The sequence below is a fragment of the Pseudomonas sp. LAIL14HWK12:I10 genome, assembly GCF_900184205.1.
GTDB classification, from domain to species: domain Bacteria; phylum Pseudomonadota; class Gammaproteobacteria; order Pseudomonadales; family Pseudomonadaceae; genus Aquipseudomonas; species Aquipseudomonas kermanshahensis.
The window spans coordinates 14,075-31,491 of record NZ_FXWU01000009.1 but is presented as its reverse complement, the minus strand read 5'-3'; the positions used below and the strand labels follow the sequence as shown (position 1 = coordinate 31,491).

Annotated in this window: 15 protein-coding genes and 1 other RNA gene; 2 read left to right on the top strand and 14 right to left on the bottom strand. The window is 63.6% G+C overall.

Translation table 11 applies throughout. From position 1 onward, the window contains the following. Positions 1-3: 3 nt before the first annotated feature. The 14 genes from QOS90_RS19670 to rsmI form a co-directional block, all read right to left on the bottom strand. Complete coding sequence (locus QOS90_RS19670; RefSeq protein ID WP_027594018.1) at positions 4-960, bottom strand: D-alanine--D-alanine ligase; 957 nt, start codon at positions 958-960, stop codon at positions 4-6. Continuing rightward, positions 957-2,405: a UDP-N-acetylmuramate--L-alanine ligase gene (murC, locus tag QOS90_RS19665; RefSeq protein WP_027594017.1), complete on the bottom strand. Its 1,449-nt coding sequence runs from the start codon at positions 2,403-2,405 to the stop codon at positions 957-959. Before murC ends, QOS90_RS19670 begins: the two co-directional genes overlap by 4 nt. Continuing rightward, a complete protein-coding gene (gene murG, locus QOS90_RS19660; protein ID WP_085273643.1) occupies positions 2,398-3,477 on the bottom strand; it encodes an undecaprenyldiphospho-muramoylpentapeptide beta-N-acetylglucosaminyltransferase in 1,080 nt (359 codons plus the stop codon). Before murG ends, murC begins: the two co-directional genes overlap by 8 nt. Continuing rightward, positions 3,467-4,681, bottom strand: a complete 1,215-nt coding sequence (gene ftsW / locus QOS90_RS19655) for a putative lipid II flippase FtsW (RefSeq protein ID WP_027594015.1) — start codon at positions 4,679-4,681, stop codon at positions 3,467-3,469. Before ftsW ends, murG begins: the two co-directional genes overlap by 11 nt. Beyond that, on the bottom strand, positions 4,678-6,024 hold the full coding sequence (murD, locus tag QOS90_RS19650; protein ID WP_085273655.1) for a UDP-N-acetylmuramoyl-L-alanine--D-glutamate ligase: 1,347 nt from the start codon (positions 6,022-6,024) through the stop codon (positions 4,678-4,680). The genes ftsW and murD overlap by 4 nt, the downstream gene beginning before the upstream one ends. Before the next feature lie 6 nt (positions 6,025-6,030). Beyond that, positions 6,031-7,113, bottom strand: coding sequence for a phospho-N-acetylmuramoyl-pentapeptide-transferase (gene mraY / locus QOS90_RS19645; RefSeq protein WP_027594013.1), 1,083 nt, complete (start codon positions 7,111-7,113; stop codon positions 6,031-6,033). Further along, a complete protein-coding gene (locus QOS90_RS19640) occupies positions 7,113-8,480 on the bottom strand; it encodes a UDP-N-acetylmuramoyl-tripeptide--D-alanyl-D-alanine ligase (RefSeq protein ID WP_085273644.1) in 1,368 nt (455 codons plus the stop codon). Before QOS90_RS19640 ends, mraY begins: the two co-directional genes overlap by 1 nt. Further along, positions 8,473-9,963: a UDP-N-acetylmuramoyl-L-alanyl-D-glutamate--2,6-diaminopimelate ligase gene (locus tag QOS90_RS19635; RefSeq protein ID WP_177408604.1), complete on the bottom strand. Its 1,491-nt coding sequence runs from the start codon at positions 9,961-9,963 to the stop codon at positions 8,473-8,475. The genes QOS90_RS19640 and QOS90_RS19635 overlap by 8 nt, the downstream gene beginning before the upstream one ends. Continuing rightward, positions 9,960-11,696 carry a peptidoglycan D,D-transpeptidase FtsI family protein gene (locus QOS90_RS19630; protein WP_177323892.1) on the bottom strand — a complete coding sequence of 579 codons (1,737 nt, stop codon included), beginning with the start codon at positions 11,694-11,696 and terminating at the stop codon, positions 9,960-9,962. The genes QOS90_RS19635 and QOS90_RS19630 overlap by 4 nt, the downstream gene beginning before the upstream one ends. Further along, positions 11,696-11,989: a cell division protein FtsL gene (ftsL, locus tag QOS90_RS19625; protein ID WP_027594009.1), complete on the bottom strand. Its 294-nt coding sequence runs from the start codon at positions 11,987-11,989 to the stop codon at positions 11,696-11,698. Before ftsL ends, QOS90_RS19630 begins: the two co-directional genes overlap by 1 nt. After that, entirely contained in the window at positions 11,986-12,933 is a 948-nt protein-coding gene (gene rsmH, locus QOS90_RS19620; RefSeq protein ID WP_027594008.1) for a 16S rRNA (cytosine(1402)-N(4))-methyltransferase RsmH, read from the bottom strand. Before rsmH ends, ftsL begins: the two co-directional genes overlap by 4 nt. After that, a complete protein-coding gene (gene mraZ / locus QOS90_RS19615) occupies positions 12,930-13,385 on the bottom strand; it encodes a division/cell wall cluster transcriptional repressor MraZ (RefSeq protein WP_004575120.1) in 456 nt (151 codons plus the stop codon). Before mraZ ends, rsmH begins: the two co-directional genes overlap by 4 nt. Positions 13,386-13,693: 308 nt before the next feature. After that, an RNA gene (gene rnpB / locus QOS90_RS19610) (RNase P RNA component class A) lies at positions 13,694-14,067 on the bottom strand. A gap of 67 nt (positions 14,068-14,134) precedes the next feature. After that, positions 14,135-15,010 carry a 16S rRNA (cytidine(1402)-2'-O)-methyltransferase gene (rsmI, locus tag QOS90_RS19605; RefSeq protein WP_085273645.1) on the bottom strand — a complete coding sequence of 292 codons (876 nt, stop codon included), beginning with the start codon at positions 15,008-15,010 and terminating at the stop codon, positions 14,135-14,137. Positions 15,011-15,197: 187 nt separating this feature from the next. Between rsmI and QOS90_RS19600 the strand changes: the two genes are divergently transcribed. Further along, positions 15,198-17,015 carry a penicillin-binding protein activator gene (locus tag QOS90_RS19600; RefSeq protein WP_027594006.1) on the top strand — a complete coding sequence of 606 codons (1,818 nt, stop codon included), beginning with the start codon at positions 15,198-15,200 and terminating at the stop codon, positions 17,013-17,015. After that, on the top strand, positions 17,015-17,386 hold the full coding sequence (locus QOS90_RS19595; RefSeq protein ID WP_027594005.1) for a YraN family protein: 372 nt from the start codon (positions 17,015-17,017) through the stop codon (positions 17,384-17,386). The genes QOS90_RS19600 and QOS90_RS19595 overlap by 1 nt, the downstream gene beginning before the upstream one ends. Positions 17,387-17,417: the final 31 nt, after the last annotated feature.

Sequence of the window (17,417 nt, the reverse complement as noted above, 5' to 3'; positions counted from 1 at the left end):
CTGTTAACCTCGCGTCTCGACGCTGGCGGCCAGGATTGCCAGCACCAATTGCTGGAAGTCCAAGCCGGCCGCGCGGGCCGCCATGGGCACCAGGCTATGATCAGTCATGCCGGGTGCGGTGTTGACTTCGAGCAGCCAGAACCGGCCCTGCTCGTCCTGCATCACATCCAACCGCCCCCAGCCTTCGATGCCGATGGCATCGCAGGCGCGCGCGGTCAGGTCGATGAGTTCCTGTTCCTTGACGCTGTCCAGGCCGCACGGGATGCGGTACTGGGTATCGTTGGCGATGTACTTGGCGTCGTAGTCGTAGAACACGTGCGGCGTACCCAGGGCGATCGGCGGCAGCACCTGGCCGCGCAGTACCGCGATGGTGAACTCCGGCCCGTGGATCCACTGCTCCACCAGTACCTGGGAATCGTATTTGGCGGCGTCCTGCCAGGCGGCGACCAGTTCCTGCTCGCTGTTCACCTTGGCCATGCCGATGCTAGAGCCTTCATGGGCGGGTTTGACGATAAGCGGGAAGCCCAGTTCCGTACTGGCCTTCAAACAATCGCTTTCGCTGGCCAATACCGCGTGGCGCGGGGTCGGAATGCCCAGGCTCTGCCACACCTGCTTGGTGCGCAGTTTGTCCATGGCCAGGGCCGACGCGAGGATGCCGCTGCCGGTGTAAGGGATGCCCAGGCACTCGAGCAGGCCTTGCATGCTGCCGTCTTCACCGCCACGGCCGTGGAGGATGATGAAGGCGCGGTCGATCTTCTCGTGTTGCAGGCGGTCGAGCAGGTCGTCGCCCACATCGATGGCAACCACGTCGACACCGGCGCGGGTCAAGGCGTCGATCACGGCGGCGCCGGACTTGAGCGAGACTTCACGCTCGGCACTCTTGCCGCCGTACAGCACGGCGACGCGGCCGAACGCCTTGACGTCCAGGGTCGAGTGCAGCTTGTCGTAGGCGCTGGTCATTTCGACTTCTCCTGCTTGGCGCCAGCGAACAGCGGGCTTTTCATCAATTGCGGGGCCAGGCCACCGACATCACCGGCACCCTGGCACAGCAGGATGTCGCCGGCACGCAGCAGCGGCTGGACCAGGGGCGCAAGCTCGGCGCCACGTTCGATGTAGATCGGGTCAAGCTTGCCGCGCTGGCGAATGCTGTGGCACAGCTGACGGCTGTCCGCACCCGGAATCGGCTCTTCACCGGCCGGGTAGACTTCCATCAGCAGCAGCACGTTGGCGTCGCCCAGCACTTGTACGAAGTCGTCGTACAGGTCGCGGGTGCGGCTGTAACGGTGCGGCTGGTAGACAATCACCAGGCGACGGCTTGGCCAGCCCCCGCGCACGGCCTTGATCACCGCAGCGACTTCAGTCGGGTGGTGGCCGTAGTCGTCGACCAGCATCACGCTGCCGCCGTCGACCGGCAGCTCGCCGTAGACCTGGAAGCGTCGGCCAACACCCTGGAAGCCGGACAGCCCCTGGACGATGGCCTCGTCGCTGATGCCTTCGTCAGAGGCGATGGCAATGGTTGCCAGGGCGTTGAGCACGTTGTGGTTGCCGGGCATGTTCACCGACACCTCCAGCGGCTCGCAGTCGCGGCGCAGCACGGTGAAGTGCGTCTGCATGCCCTGCTGGCGCACATTGATGGCGCGGATGTCGGCCTCTTCGCTGAAGCCGTAGGTGACCGTCGGGCGTTTGACCTGCGGCAGGATCTCGCGCACCACCGGGTCGTCCAGACACATCACTGCCAACCCATAGAACGGCAGGTTGTGCAGGAACTCGACGAAGGTTTTCTTCAGTTTGTTGAAGTCACCCTCGTAGGTGGCCATGTGGTCGGCGTCGATGTTGGTGACCACGGCGACCATCGGTTGCAGGTGCAGGAAGCTGGCGTCGCTCTCGTCCGCTTCGGCGATCAGGTAGCGGCTGGTGCCCAGCTGGGCATTGGTGCCCGCTGCGGTCAGGCGCCCGCCGATGACGAACGTCGGGTCCAGGCCGCCAGCGGCGAACACCGAGGCCAGCAGGCTGGTGGTGGTGGTCTTGCCGTGCGTGCCGGCAACGGCCACGCCATGGCGGTAGCGCATCAGCTCGGCGAGCATCTCGGCACGCGGCACCACGGGAATACGACGTTCCAGGGCAGTGGCGACTTCCGGGTTGGCCGGGTTGATGGCGCTGGACACGACCAGTACGTCGGCGTTGGCAGCGTTTTCGGCACGGTGGCCAACGAAGATCTCTGCGCCGAACGACTCCAGCCGCTCGGTAACCGGCGAGGCCTTGAGGTCGGAACCGGACACTTCATAGCCCAGGTTCAGCAGCACTTCGGCGATGCCGCACATGCCTACGCCGCCGATACCGACGAAGTGGATGCGACGGATGCGGCCCATTTTTGGCTGCGGCATGGCTTTCTGGCTTTCAACCATGGGCCACCTCCAGGCAGATATCGACCACGGTGCTGGTTGCGGCAGGTTTGGCCAGGCGCCGTGCGGTGCCAGCCATGGTGTTGAGTTTCTCGGGTTGCATCAGCACCTCGTTCAGGCGTTCAGCGAGCTGCGCTGCGCCAGTTGTCGCTTGTGGCATCAGGAAGGCAGCGCCTTCCCGAGCCAGATAGTGGGCGTTGTGGGTCTGGTGATCGTCGATCGCATGGGGCAACGGCACCAGCATCGAAGGCAGGCCCGCCGCCGCGAGTTCGCTGACGGTCAGGGCACCGGCCCGGCACACCACGATGTCGGCCCAGCCATAGGCTTGGGCCATGTCCTTGATGAAAGGCTCTACCTGAGCCTCGACGCCCGCCTCGTGATAACGCTCGGCGGTGATCGGCGCATGTTGCTTGCCAGCCTGGTGGAACACCTCTGGCCGCAGTGTTGCAGGCACTTCAGACAGGGCCTTAGGCAACAATTTGTTCAATGGTTCCGCACCCAGGCTGCCCCCGAGCACAAGCAGGCGTGCACGGCGTTCGGCCAAGGGTGCGCGTTGCGCGTCCATGAACAGCTCCGGGCGCACCGGGTTGCCGGTGGTGCGACGTTTTTCGCTGGCCGCGAAGGTGTTCGGGAAAGCTTCGCAGACGCGTGCCGAGAGTGGCACCAGCAACCGATTGGCGGTACCCGCGCGCGCATTCTGTTCGTGAATGACCAGCGGCACACCGCACAGCCGCGCGGCCACACCGCCCGGCCCGGTCACGTAGCCACCGAAGCCCAGCACGCACACAGGCTTGAGCTGACGAATGATGCGCCGTGCCTGCAGCACCGCCTTGACCAGGGTGAACGGCGCCTTGAGCAGCGACAGCTTGCCCTTGCCGCGCAGGCCGCTGACCTGGATAAGGTGCAACGGCAGACCGGCCTGGGGCACCAGTTCGTTCTCGATGCCTTTCGGCGTGCCCAGCCAGTGCACGCTGTAACCCCGTGCCTGGAATTCCCGGGCGCAGGCCAGGGCCGGGAACACGTGGCCCCCGGTACCGCCTGCCATGATCAGTACGTTCTTGCCGTCAGCGGCCATGACTGGTCTCCTCGGCAAAATCGCTTTCATTGAATTCGTGTTCCTCGCTGCCCAGGTGCGTGCGGCTCTCCCACTCGATACGCAGCAGCAAGCCCACGCAGGCGCAACAGATCACCAGCGAACTGCCCCCGTAACTGAGGAACGGCAAGGTCAGGCCCTTGGTCGGCAGCAGGCCGACGTTCACGCCGATATTGATCAGGAACTGGCCGATCCACAGGAAGGCCAGGCCGAATGCCATGTAGGCGGCGAAGAACTGCTTGGCCTTTTCGGCCCACAGGCCGATGTACAAGGCGCGCACGGTGACGAAAACGAACAGCGCGATGGTGACCAGCGAGCCGACCACGCCGAGCTCTTCAGCCAGCACCGAGAACACGAAGTCAGTGTGCGCCTCGGGCAGGTAGAACTGCTTCTGTACGCTGTTGCCCAGGCCCACGCCCAGCCACTCACCGCGGCCGAAAGCGATCAAGGCCTGGGTCAACTGGTAGCCCGAGCCGAACTGGTCGGACCAGGGGTCGGTAAAGGTGATCAAACGTGCCATCCGGTACGGCTGGGCCTGCACCAGGACAAACACCGCGACCACCGCCAGCACCACCATCAAACTGAAGCGGAACAACCCCACCCCGCCGAGGAACAACATGGCCGCCGCAGCGCCCATCATCACCACGGTGGCACCGAAGTCCGGCTCCATCAGCAGCAGGCCAGCCATCGGCAGCAGTACGATGAACGGTTTGAAGAAGCCCATCCAGCTCTCGCGCACCTCGGTCTGCCGGCGCACCAGGTAGCCGGCCAGGTAGATGACCACGAAGACCTTGGCGATCTCCGACGGCTGCACGTTGAAGAAGCTGAAACCGATCCAGCGCATGGAACCGTTCACTTCCCGGCCGATACCCGGCACCAGCACCAGCACCAGCAGGCCGAAGGCGCCCAGCAGCATCATGAAGCCCATGCGCTGCCAGGTGGCAATCGGCACCAGCATGGTGGCGCCGCAGGCGACCAGGCCGATGACCACGTACACCAGGTGACGGAACATGTGGTAAAGCGGGTTGCCCGACTGCACCGCGGCCACTTCCGAGGACGCCGAGGTGATCATCACCAGGCCCAGGCCCAGCAATGCCAGGCAGCCGGCAAGCATGGCAAAGTCGAGGTCGATGCCACGGCCGCTGATCAGCGGCGACGGGTACGGCTTGAAGATGCCGAAGATCATGCCAGCCCTCCCGCCGCTTGGGCGAACAGGCGCCCGCGTTCTTCAAAGTTCTTGAACATGTCGAGGCTGGCGCAGGCCGGCGACAAGAGCACGGCATCACCCGGCTGAGCCAGGGCGGCGCACTGCTCGACGGCCTCTTCCAGGGTCTTGACCCGCACGTGCGGTACACCTTCGCCCAACGCTTCGGCGAGGCGCTCGGCATCACGGCCCAACAGCACCACCGCACGGCAGAAGCGCGCCACTGGCTCACGCAGCGCGGCAAAGTCAGCACCTTTGCCGTCACCGCCGGCGATCAACACCAGCTTGCCGGCGATATCCGCGCCCAGGCCTTCGATGGCCGCCAGCGCAGCACCGACGTTGGTGGCCTTGGAGTCGTCGTACCAATTGACACCGTTGCGCTCGCGCACCCACTGGCAACGATGGGCCAGGCCGCCAAACTCGCGCAGGGCGTCGAGCATCGGTGCAAACGGCAAGCCTGCGGCATGGCCAAGGGCCAGGGCCGCGAGGGCATTGCTGTGGTTGTGCGAACCGCGAATTTTCAGGTCGCGCACGGGCATCAGGTTCTGGAACTCGAACGCCAGGTATTTCTCGCCGTCGACCTCACGCAGGCCGAAGGCCTTGAAGTCCGGTTGGTTCAGGCCAAAGCTCCAGCACGGCCGGCCTTCGACCGGCAATGGCCGGCTCAGCGCGTCCTGGCGGTTTACCACCACCTGATGAGCGCCCCGGAAGATGCGGTGCTTGGCCAGGTGATAAGCCGGCAGGCCGCTGTAGCGGTCCATGTGGTCTTCGCTGATGTTCAGCACGGTGGCGACTTCGGCGTTGAGCTGGTCTGTGGTTTCCAGCTGGAAGCTGGACAGCTCCAGCACATACAGCTCCACCTCATCGCTCAGCAGGTCCAGGGCTGGCGTGCCGAGGTTACCGCCCACGGCCACGCGCTTGCCCGCCTTGGCGGCCATTTCACCGACCAGGGTGGTGACTGTGCTTTTTGCGTTGGAGCCGCTGATGGCGATGATCGGCGCTTTGGCATGACGGGCGAACAGCTCGATGTCGCCCGACAGGGCCACACCCCGTGCCGCAGCCTGTTGCAGCGCCGGGGTGGACAAGGCCAGGCCCGGGCTTACGTACAGTTCGTTGGCGCGGCACAGGAAGTCCACGTCCAGCTCGCCACAGCGCACTTCCACCTGCGGGTAATCACGGCGCAGGGTGTCCAGTTCCGGCGGTTGCTCGCGGGTGTCGGCGACCGCAAAGGCAATGCCCCGGCTCGCCAGGAAGCGAACCAGGGACATGCCGCTCTTGCCGAGGCCGACAACGATGCGGAATTGGTCGGAAGCGATCAGTGACACGCTCATCTACCTCAGTTTCAGGGTTGCAAGGCCGACCAGCACCAGAATCACGGTGATGATCCAGAAACGGACGATCACCCGTGGCTCAGGCCAGCCCTTGAGTTCAAAGTGGTGGTGGATCGGCGCCATGCGGAACACACGCTTGCCGGTCAACTTGAAGGAGGCGACCTGGATCACCACCGACAGGGTCTCCACCACGAAGATGCCGCCCATGATGAACAGGACGATTTCCTGGCGAACGATCACCGCGATGGTGCCCAGCGCGGCGCCAAGCGCCAGCGCGCCAACGTCACCCATGAAGACTTGCGCCGGGTAAGTGTTGAACCACAGGAAGCCCAGGCCAGCGCCGATCAATGCGCCGCAGAACACGATCAGTTCCCCTGAACCCGGCACATACGGGATCAGCAGGTACTCAGCGAATTTCACGTTACCCGACAGGTAGCAGAAGATGCCCAATGCACCGCCCACCATGACCGTTGGCATGATGGCCAGGCCGTCGAGGCCATCGGTGAGGTTGACCGCGTTGCTGGAGCCGACGATGACGAAGTAGGTCAGTACGATGAAGCCAACGCCCAGCGGGATGGTGACATCCTTGATGAACGGCAGGATCAGTGTGGTTTCAACGCTGGTCGGGGCGGTCTTGTAAAGGAAGACCGCAGCAGCCAGGCCAAACACCGACTGCCAGAAGTACTTCCAGCGGCTTGGCAAGCCACGGGAGTTCTTTTCGATCACCTTGCGGTAGTCATCGACCCAGCCGATGGCGCCAAACGCCAGGGTGACGATCAGCACGACCCACACGTAGCGGTTGGACAGGTCAGCCCACAGCAGGGTGCTGACGGCGATAGCGGACAGGATCAGCGCGCCGCCCATGGTGGGGGTGCCGGATTTGGACAAGTGCGATTGCGGGCCGTCGTTACGGACAGCCTGACCGATCTGGCGGATCTGCAGGGTACGGATCATCCAAGGGCCCAGCCACAGCGCCAGTGACAACGCGGTCAGTACACCCAGGATCCCGCGCAGGGACAGGTACTGGAAGACCGCGAAGCCTTTATGGAACTGTTGCAGATACTCAGCCAACAGCAGCAGCATTAATGTTTCTCCCCGCTTGAACCACACAAAGCCGCCACGACGTTTTCCATCGCAGCGCTACGCGAGCCCTTGATCAAGATTGTGGTGTCGCTGGCATTTTCGGCGCTAACCGCGTCGATCAGCTCAGCTTGAGTAGCGAAATGACGGCCATTGGCGCCGAACGCCTTGACCGCATGTGTCATGTTGGTACCCACTGCGTACAGGGCGTCGACCTTGCCACGCGCGTAGTCACCCACCTGACGGTGGCCTTCTTCCGCCCATTGGCCCAATTCGCCGATATCCCCGAGCACCAGGACGGTGCGTCCGGAAAAGCCGGCGAGTATATCAATGGCCGCGCACATGGAGGTGGGATTTGCGTTGTAACTGTCGTCGATCACGCGCACACCGTTCGGCGCGATCTGCGCCACGGTGCGGCCCTTGACCGGTTGCACGGCGTTCAGCCCAGCGGCGATGCCGCTCAGGCTCAGACCGACGGCATGGGCAGCGGCGGCGGCAGCCAGCGCGTTGCTGACGTTGTGCTCACCCAGCACATTGAGTTGCACGTCTACGGTTTCACCGGCGCCATGCAGCTTGAACGACGGGCAACCACGCGCATCACGACCAATGTCGGTGGCATGGAAATCGGCGCTAGCGTTAGTGCGGGCGAAGCTGATGACCGTGTGCGCCCCTGCACGTGCCTTCCAGATGCCAAAGGCCTTGTCGTCCAGGTTGAGGATGGCCGTGCCGCCCTCGCCCAGGCCTTCGAGGATCTCGCCCTTGGCCTCGACGATTTTCTCAGGGCCGCCGAACTCACCCACGTGGGCGGTGCCGGCGTTATTGATGATGACCACCTGGGGCTGGGTCAGGCCGACGGTGTAGCGGATCTCACCGATGCGCGAAGCACCGAGCTCGATCACCGCCGCGCTGTGCTCCGGGGCAATTTCCAGCAGGGTCAACGGGGCACCGAGGTCGTTGTTCAGGTTGCCGCGCGTGGCATGCACCAGGCCACGGGTGCGCAGGATGCTGGCCAGCATTTCCTTGACCGTGGTCTTGCCGCTGGAGCCGGTGATGGCTACGACAGGCTTGTCGAACGCAGCACGGTTCAGCGCCCCGAGCTGGCCCAGGGCCAGACGGCAGTCGGCGACCAGTAACTGCGGCAGGTCGACATCGGCAACTTCGCGCTCGACCAGCGCAGCAACGGCGCCCTTGGCTTTTACATCGGCCAGGTAATCATGGCCATCGAAGCGTGGCCCCGTCAGCGCGACGAACAACTGCCCGGCAGTGACGCTGCGGCTGTCGATGCTGACGCCGTTAAAGCTGGCGTCGGCGCTGACCAGGCGAGCACTCAGTGCTGTGGTCAGCTGGCTGAGTGTCATGGCTTTAAGCATGTGGAGCCTCCCAGGCTGCAAGTGCCTTCTCGGCTTCGACCAGATCGGAGAAATCGTGGCGCTCGCCGCGAATCTCTTGGTAATCCTCGTGCCCCTTGCCGGCCAGGACGATGACGTCATCGGCTGCGGCAGTGGCGATCAGGTGGGCGATGGCTTCGCCGCGGCCAGCGACGAACTCGACGCTGTCTGGCTTGGCAAAACCAGGGCGGATATCGTCGAAGATCCGCAGTGGGTCTTCACTGCGCGGGTTGTCATCGGTAACCAGCACGCGGTCAGCCAGGCGCTCGGCCACACCGGCCATCAGCGGGCGCTTGCCACGGTCACGGTCGCCACCGCAGCCGAACAGGCACAGCAGCTTGCCGTGCGCATGCGGGCGCAGGGCCTCGAGTACTTTTTCCAGGGCATCCGGGGTGTGGGCGTAATCGACCACCACCAGCGGTTTGTCGCCGCCACCCAAGCGCTGCATGCGGCCAACCGGCCCTTGCAACTGCGGGGTGACCTTGAGAATTTCGTCCAGCGAGTAATCCAGGGCCAGCAGCGTGGCCACGGCCGCGAGCATGTTGCTCAGGTTGAAGCGGCCAAGCAGCTGGCTGCGCAACGTACGCTCACCCTGGGCGGTCACGAGGATTGCGCGCACGCCATCGTCATCGAAGGTGGCTTCACGGCAATACAATGACGCTTCCGGGTTTTCCAGGCTGTAGCTGAGCAGCCGGGTCTCGATATGATCGGCACTCGGACGGCGGGCATACGCCAGCGCCAGGCGGCGGCCAAAATCGTCGTCCAGGTTGACCACCTGGCAGCGCAGGCTGCGCCAGGCGAACAGCTTGGCCTTGGCGGCCTCATAGGCCTCCATGCTGCCGTGGTAATCCAGATGATCACGGGACAGGTTGGTCATGACCGCGATATCGAATTCCAGCGCGGCGACGCGCCCCTGCTCCAGGGCATGCGAAGACACCTCCATCGCCACGGCCTTGGCACCGCCCTTTTTCAGGTCGTAGAGCGTCGACTGCACCGCGATCGGGTCTGGCGTGGTCAGGCGGCCGCTCTGCAGCTCACCGTAGAAGCCGGTACCCAGGGTGCCGATCAGGCCGCAACGCTGGCCCAGCACGTCAAGCGCTTGGGCCACCAGTTGCGTGACACTGGTCTTGCCGTTGGTGCCGGTAACCCCGACCAGGTTCAACTGGCGGCTCGGTTCGCCATAGAAGCGACCGGCGATATCCGACAGCTGGGCGATCAGGCCCTTGACCGGAATCAGCGGCACGTCGGTGATCGGCAGCACGGTAGCGCCCTGCTCTTCGTAGGCAACGGCGGCAGCGCCACGGGCCAAGGCGTCGGCGATATGGTCGCGGCCATCGACCTTGGCACCCGGGACGGCCAGGAACAGGTCACCCGGACGCACGGCGCGGCTGTCCAGGGTCAGCTCGCGGATCAGCGGATCGCGGCTGGCGTGGGCGAAAAGCTTGCTCAATGGCATTGTCATCATCCACGCCCTCCCTTGGCGGTAGCTGCAGTGACTTGTGGTTGTGCGGTGGGTGGCGGCGGCAGGTTGTCTGGCGGCACGTTCATCAAACGCAGGGTGCCCGACATGACCTTGCTGAACACAGGCGCCGAAACCAGACCACCGAAGTAGCCGCCCTTGCTCGGTTCATCGATGACCACGACGATGGCGTAACGCGGATCGCTCATCGGGCCGAAGCCTGCGAACAGCGAGCGGTAGGCGTTTTCGGTGTAACCCTTGGAACCGACGGTCGCCTTACGCGCCGTACCGGACTTGCCACCCACGTGATAGAACGGCACCTGCGCACGGAATACCCCGCGCGGCGCCTCGATCACCTGCTGCAACATGCCTTGGACGGTTTCGGCGGTTTCTTTCGGAATCGCCTGAACAGCCTCGGGCGCCTTGTCCACCTTGAGGATCGACAGCGGCACCATCTTGCCGTCGTTGGCCAGCGCCGCGTAGGCATGCACCAGTTGCAGAGCAGTCACCGATACGCCATAGCCATAGGACAGGGTCGCGGTCTCGGCCTTGCGCCACTCACGGTGGTTAGGCAGGTTGCCCACCCGCTCGCCCGGGAAGCCCAGGCCGGTGTATTGCCCCAGGCCAACCTGGGACATGACCCGGTAGATGGCCTCGCCACCGATGTCGAAAGCGATCTTGCTCATGCCGACGTTAGAGGAGTTGATCAGGATGCCGGTCAGGTCGAGGATCGGGCCCTCGCTGCGAGAAACGTCCTTGATGGTGTAGCGGCCGATCTGCAGGCTGCCCGGGTAAACCTCGACCTTGTCGGTGGTTTTCCAGCGCCCGCTCTGCAGCGCCGCACTCATGGAGATCGGCTTGACGGTCGAACCTGGCTCGAACACGTCGATGATCGCTCGGTTACGCATCGCGGCAGGGAACATGCTGCGGCGGTTGTTCGGGTTGTAGGTCGGCTGGTTGACCATGGCCAGGACTTCACCGGTCTTGACGTCCATGATCACCAGGCTGCCGGCCTTGGCTTCCTGTTCGGCAATGGCGTTGCGCAGTTCGCGGGTGGCCAGGTATTGCAGGCGCAGGTCTATCGACAACGCCAAGGTCTTACCGGCCTTGGCGTTTTTGGTGACCTGAATGTCCTTGATCAGCCGGCCGCGCCGGTCCTTGATCACCTGTCGCTTGCCCGGCACGCCGGCCAGCCATTCGTCGTAGGCCAGCTCTACCCCTTCACGCCCGTGGTCATCAAGGTCGGTAAAGCCGACCATGTGCGCGGTGACATCACCGGCCGGGTAGAAGCGGCGGAATTCTTCCAGGCCATACACGCCCGGCACTTTCAGGTCGAGCACCTGCTGGCCCTGCTCCGGGGTCAGCCCGCGGACCAGGTAGATGAATTCCTTGTTGGCCTGTTGGGTCAGGCGCTCGGTCAACTGCTGGGCGTTTTGCCCCAATGCAGCCGCCAGCTGCGGCCAACGGTCCTTGGCGGCCTGCATTTCCTTGGGGTTGGCCCACAGGGTGGTGACCGGCGTGCTGACCGCCAACGGCTCGCCGTTGCGGTCGGTGATCAGGCCACGGTGCGCAGGAATCGGAATATGCCGCAGGCTGCGGGCGTCACCCTGGCCCTTGAGGAAGTCACGGTCGACGACCTGCAGGTCGATGATGCGCCAGCAGATGGCACCCACCATCAGTGCCAGCAAACCGATCACTACCCGGAAGCGCCAGGGGTAGAGTGCGCCTTCGAGCTTCATCATGGCGCCACCATCCGCACTTCGTCAGCCGCAGGGACGCGCATTTTCAATTGCTCGGAAGCGAGGCTCTCGATACGGCTGTGGGCGGTCCAGGTGCTTTGCTCAAGGATCAAGCGCCCCCACTCAGCCTGGGCCTTGTCGCGCTCGCTCAATTCGCCGTACAGGGTATTGAGCAACTGACGGTTCCAGTGGGCGCTGTAGGACACGGCGATGGCCGAAACCAGGACACCGACGAACAGCAGAAGCATCAGGAAGCTTCCGCCTGGCAATGGCTTGGCAAACAGCCTGCTCACCGCAGCTTCTCCGCCACCCGCATCACGGCGCTGCGCGACCGCGGGTTGGCCTTGAGCTCAGCCTCGGACGCGAACTGCGCCTTGCCGATGAGCTTGATTTTCGGTTCAAAGACCTTGTGCTGTACCGGCAGGTTGCGCGGCAGGTTGTCTGCCTCGCCCTTGACCAGCTTGCGCATGAACAATTTGACGATGCGGTCTTCGAGCGAGTGGAAGCTGATGACCGCCAGGCGACCACCGATTTCCAGCGCATCAAGCGCGGCCTCCAGCCCAGCCTCAAGGTCACCCAACTCGTTGTTGACGTGGATGCGCAGGCCTTGGAAGGCGCGGGTGGCCGGGTTCTTGCCCTTTTCCCACGCCGGGTTGGCGACCTTGAGCACTTCGGCCAGGTCGGCAGTACGGGTGAAGGGCTGCTTTTCGCGGCGTTCCACGACGGCGCGCGCCATGCGCCCGGCAAAACGCTCCTCACCGTACTCTTTGAATACGCGGGCAATTTCTTCCACGGGTGCGGTAGCGATGAACTCGGCAGCGCTGATGCCCTGGTCAGGGTTCATGCGCATGTCCAGCGGGCCATCGTTGAGGAAACTGAATCCGCGCTCAGGATCATCCAGCTGCGGCGAGGAAACGCCCAGGTCAAGCAGGATACCGCTGACCTTGCCAGCCAGGCCGCGTTCGGCCACTTCCGCGCCCAACTCGGCAAAGCTGCGCTGCACAATGACAAAGCGGCCGTCTTCGGCCGCCAGCGCTTGCCCTGTGGCAATCGCCTGTGGATCTTTGTCGAAGCCCAGCAGCCGCCCTTGCGGCCCGAGCTTGCTGAGGATCAGACGGCTGTGTCCGCCACGGCCAAAGGTGCCGTCCAGATAGCAACCGTCGGCGCGCAGGGCCAATGCCTCGACAGCTTCGTCGAGCAGGACGGTAATGTGGTTGAAGCCGCTATCTATGGTCACAGGATCAGGTCACGCAATTCGTCGGGCATGGCGCCCGGTTGTTGAATAGCTGCAAGGTCGGCTGCCGAAACCGCGTTCCAGGCATCCTCATCCCACAGCTGGAATTTGTTCAGTTGCCCCACCAGCATCGCCTTCTTGTCGAGCTTGGCGTACTCACGCAGGCGGGGCGGTACCAGGAAACGCCCACTGCCATCGAGCTCCAGGTCAACCGCATTACCGATCAGCAAACGCTGCAGGCGGCGGTTTTCCTCACGCAACGACGGCAAGGCACGCAACTTGGCTTCTATCTGTTCCCACTCATCGAGGGGGTAGACACACAAGCAGGGGTCTACAGCATCGATGGTCACGATCAGCTGACCATTGCAACGCGAATCGAGCTCGTCGCGGTACCGGCTCGGCATGGCGAGACGGCCTTTGGCATCGAGGCTGACGGCGTTGGCTCCGCGGAACACGGCTGCGATTCCCCACAATGGTAGCTTTTTTGTGCCAGAAAACCCACTTCATCCCACTTTCTGCCACTTGCGCACACTATAGGAATCCGCCCGCTGCACCGTCAAGGCACGTTCATAAGGAAAAGCCTTACAGGACCGAGATTTAGCGCGATAAAGGAATGTGGAAAGAGTTCAGGCGGGGAAAAAACACGAGAAAAATCAAACCCACGCAAGCGTATGGAGTTCGAAGTTAAAGTGATTTATTAAGAGTAAGATTTTTTCGGTATTACCAGAGCGCGCCTGCTATCGATTCAAGCAGGGAGGGAGAGGTGGAGAGTCGATCTGTAAGCCGGGTTTTGTCGAGGACAGTCATTCCTCTACGACGGCCATCACTGGACGCCTCTAGCAACCTACCCGGTTCCGACGCGGGCCACGCCTAATGGAACCCTATTTGGTCTTGCTCCGAGTGGGGTTTACCTAGCCACGAACTGTTGCCAGTCGCGCGGTGCGCTCTTACCGCACCTTTTCACCCTTACCGGCACCGAAGTGCTTAGGCGGTTATTTTCTGTGGCACTTTCCGTAGGCTCACGCCTCCCAGGCATTACCTGGCACTCTGCCCTATGGAGCCCGGACTTTCCTCCCCCTGCCGTTTCGCAACAAAAGCTGCGGAACAAAAGCAGGCAGCGACTGTCCAATCGACTCTCCGCTGACAAGGTTAACGGCAGCCGCGCTCAAGAACAAGCGATACCGTAAACTATATCAAATTGCCACTACTGTGCTTTCTGCTTTTCCAAGGCAAGTTGATACAACAGGTTCTTACGTACGCCGGTAATTTCCGCCGCAAGTGCCGCCGCCCGTTTGAGCGGCAACTCCGCTAACAGCAAGTCCAGCACACGCTGCGCCTCGACACTGATGGCCTGCTCGCCCTCAGGCGCACTCCAGCCGCCCACCAATACAACGCACTCTCCGCGCTGCTGATTGCTATCGGCCGCGACAAAAGCACGCAACTCGGCCAAGGGCAGCCCTTTGAGGGTTTCGAAGGTTTTGGTCAGCTCGCGCGCCAACAGCGCCGGGCGCTCAGCACCGAACACTGCCTCCATGTCTTCGAGGCACTCGAGGATGCGGTGAGGGGCCTCATAGAAGATCAACGTACGTGGCTCTTCCTTCACCTGCTCCAGGCGTGCCCGGCGCCCCGCCGTCTTCGCCGGCAAAAAGCCTTCGAAGATGAAACGGTCGGAGGGCAGGCCCGCCGCAGAAAGCGCGGCGATCAGTGCACACGCACCCGGCACCGGCACGACGCTCACACCCGCCGCCCGCGCCTGGCGCACCAGGTGGTAGCCAGGGTCGGAAATCAACGGCGTACCGGCGTCGGACACCAGCGCCACGTTGTCGCCGGCCAACAGTTTGGTCAGGAAACGCCCACCTTCGTCACGCTCATTGTGCTCATGGCAGGCCGCCAGCGGTGTGTCGATACCGAAATGCTGCAGCAGGCGGATCGAGTGGCGCGTGTCCTCGGCCGCGATCAGGGCGACATCCGCCAGCACCTTCAGCGCCCTGGCGCTCATGTCGTCGAGGTTGCCGATGGGCGTTGCGACCACATACAGCGTACCCACGGTGGATTTCGAAGCCCCTGCCACATCAGTCACTGCGCACACCTGTCTTTCGGATCAAAGGCGCCATTGTAGCCCGAGCGCCCGCAACAGGGCGCAAAGAACTTCGCAGGCGTTCACCGGCCAGCCGCCTATAGTGAAGGATCAGCATCAGCAACATCGCGCCCCGGCCAGTGCTTGGGTACAATTGCCGGCCAACTTGATCGAGTAACAGGACCTTTACATGATCGCTTGCCTGCGGCTGCTCTCAGCCCTCTGCCTCGCTACCCTGCTGGCAGCCTGCGCCAGCTCGCCCTCATCCAGCCTGGGCGAGCTGCCGCGCACTCCGGACGCCAGTATCGAGCAACTGCTCGAAAAGGCCGCCTCCAGCAAGTCCGCGGAAGACGCCGCCCTGCTGCGCCTGAGCGCCGCAGACCTTGCGTACAAGCAGAAGGACTACCCGCGCGCCGCACGCATTCTCGAGCAGGTCCCGATGGACACGCTCAAGCCCGCCCAGCAAGTGTTCGCCAGCACCCTTGGCGCCGAGCTGGCGATGAGCCGCAACCAGCCCAAAGCGGCGCTGAGCGCGCTGTCGCACCCCAGCCTGCAGCGCGTTGGCGAACTGCCGGTAGAACAGCAAGCACGCACCTACAGCGTCCACGCGGCCGCCCTTGAAGCCGATGGCCAGTCGCTGGCAGCGGCACAACAGCGCATCCTGCTCGCCCCGCTGCTCAGCGGCCAGGCCGCCAGCGCCAACAATGACGCCATATGGGCACTGGTCGCCGCATTGCCGGCAGAGCAGTTGCAGCAGCCCGCCACCGACCCGGTCCTGGCCGGCTGGACCAGCCTGGCCCTGGCGGTGAAAACCGCCGGCACCCTGGAGCAACAGCAAGCCGCCATCGATGCCTGGCGCAAACAGCACCCGGACCACCCAGGCGCCCAGCAACTGCCGGTGGCACTGGTCAAGCTCAAGGAGCTGGCCAGCCAACCATTGACCAAGATCGCCCTGCTGCTGCCCCAGGAAGGGCCTTTGGCGGGTGTCGCCCGCGCGCTGCGCGATGGTTTCATGGCCGCTCACTTCCAGGCCCAGCAGTCGGGCCAACCGGCGCCAGCCGTGCAGGTATTCGACAGCTCGCGCATCACCTCGCTGGACGACTTCTACCGCCAGGCCCAGGCCGCTGGGGTGCAACTTGTAGTCGGCCCACTGGAAAAGCCCCTGGTGAAGAAGCTCGCTGCTAATCAGCAGTTGCCAATCACCACACTGGCACTGAACTACGCAGACGCCGGCCAAACAGCCCCGCCGCAACTCTTCCAGTTCGGCCTCGCCGCTGAAGACGAAGCCCGTGAAGTCTCGCGCCGCGCCCGCGCCGACGGCAAGGTACGTGCCGTTGCCTTGGTGCCAAGCGGTGAATGGGGCGACCGCGTGCTCGCCGCTTTCCGCAAAGACTGGGAAAGCAACGGCGGCACCCTGCTCGCCGCCGAGCGCATCGCCCAGCCGGTCGCCCTGGCCCAGCAAATTGCCGACCTGTTCCAACTGCGCCAAAGCGAAGGCCGCGCCAAGAGCCTGCAAAGCACGGTAGGCGGCAACATCGCCGCGCAGCCATCGCGCCGCCAGGACATCGACTTCATCTTCCTCGCCTCGACGCCGCAGCAGGCCCAGCAGATCAAGCCAACGCTGAACTTCCAGTACGCGGGCGACGTGCCGGTCTACGCCACCTCGAACCTGTACAGCGCCAGCGGTGACGTCAATCAGTACAACGACATGAACGGCATTCGCTTCTGCGAAACACCGTGGCTGCTCGACACCAGCAACAGCCTGCGCCAGCAAGTGGTCCAGCAATGGCCACAAGCAGCCGGCAGCCTCGGCCGCCTGTACGCCATGGGTGTGGATGCCTACAGCCTGGCACCCCGCCTGGGCCAGCTGAAAGCCCTGCCGGATAACCGCATCCAGGGCCTGTCCGGCAGCCTGAGCATGAACGCCAACCAGCGCATCGAACGTCAACTGCCGTGGGCCGAGTTCGCTGGTGGTCAGGTCAAGCGCCTGCCAGACACCGCCCGCTGATGCCCGACGCATCGCCTACCCAGGCCGGCCATGCAGCCGAAAACCAAGCCCTTGAGTACCTCCAAGGGCAAGGTTTGCAGCTGCTGACACGCAATTGGCGATGCAAAGGCGGTGAGCTTGATCTGGTCATGCTCGACGCCGATACAGTAGTATTCGTCGAAGTCCGCTACCGGCTGCACGCGAGCTTCGGTGGCGCCCTCGGCAGTATCGACGGGCGCAAGCAGAAACGGCTGGTGTTGGCTGCCAGCCTTTTCCTGCAGAAGGAATGCCGCTGGGCCACACACCCCTGCCGCTTCGACGTTGTCGCCCTGCAGGGCAGCCACCACGCAGGCAGACCGCTTCAATGGCTGAAAAACGCCTTCGAATGCTGAACCCACTTCGTATTTTTTGCTCTATGTTTCG

Excerpts from the sequence above, each read along its gene's own strand:
- murG (WP_085273643.1), bottom strand. The coding sequence starts at position 3,477 with ATGGCCGCTGACGGCAAGAACGTACTGATCATGGCAGGCGGTACCGGG.
- QOS90_RS19640 (WP_085273644.1), bottom strand. The coding sequence starts at position 8,480 with ATGCTTAAAGCCATGACACTCAGCCAGCTGACCACAGCACTGAGTGCT.
- QOS90_RS19635 (WP_177408604.1), bottom strand. The coding sequence starts at position 9,963 with ATGATGACAATGCCATTGAGCAAGCTTTTCGCCCACGCCAGCCGCGAT.
- QOS90_RS19670 (WP_027594018.1), bottom strand. The coding sequence starts at position 960 with ATGACCAGCGCCTACGACAAGCTGCACTCGACCCTGGACGTCAAGGCG.
- mraY (WP_027594013.1), bottom strand. The coding sequence starts at position 7,113 with ATGCTGCTGCTGTTGGCTGAGTATCTGCAACAGTTCCATAAAGGCTTC.
- murC (WP_027594017.1), bottom strand. The coding sequence starts at position 2,405 with ATGGTTGAAAGCCAGAAAGCCATGCCGCAGCCAAAAATGGGCCGCATC.
- QOS90_RS19630 (WP_177323892.1), bottom strand. The coding sequence starts at position 11,696 with ATGAAGCTCGAAGGCGCACTCTACCCCTGGCGCTTCCGGGTAGTGATC.
- QOS90_RS19600 (WP_027594006.1), top strand. The coding sequence starts at position 15,198 with ATGATCGCTTGCCTGCGGCTGCTCTCAGCCCTCTGCCTCGCTACCCTG.
- QOS90_RS19595 (WP_027594005.1), top strand. The coding sequence starts at position 17,015 with ATGCCCGACGCATCGCCTACCCAGGCCGGCCATGCAGCCGAAAACCAA.
- ftsW (WP_027594015.1), bottom strand. The coding sequence starts at position 4,681 with ATGATCTTCGGCATCTTCAAGCCGTACCCGTCGCCGCTGATCAGCGGC.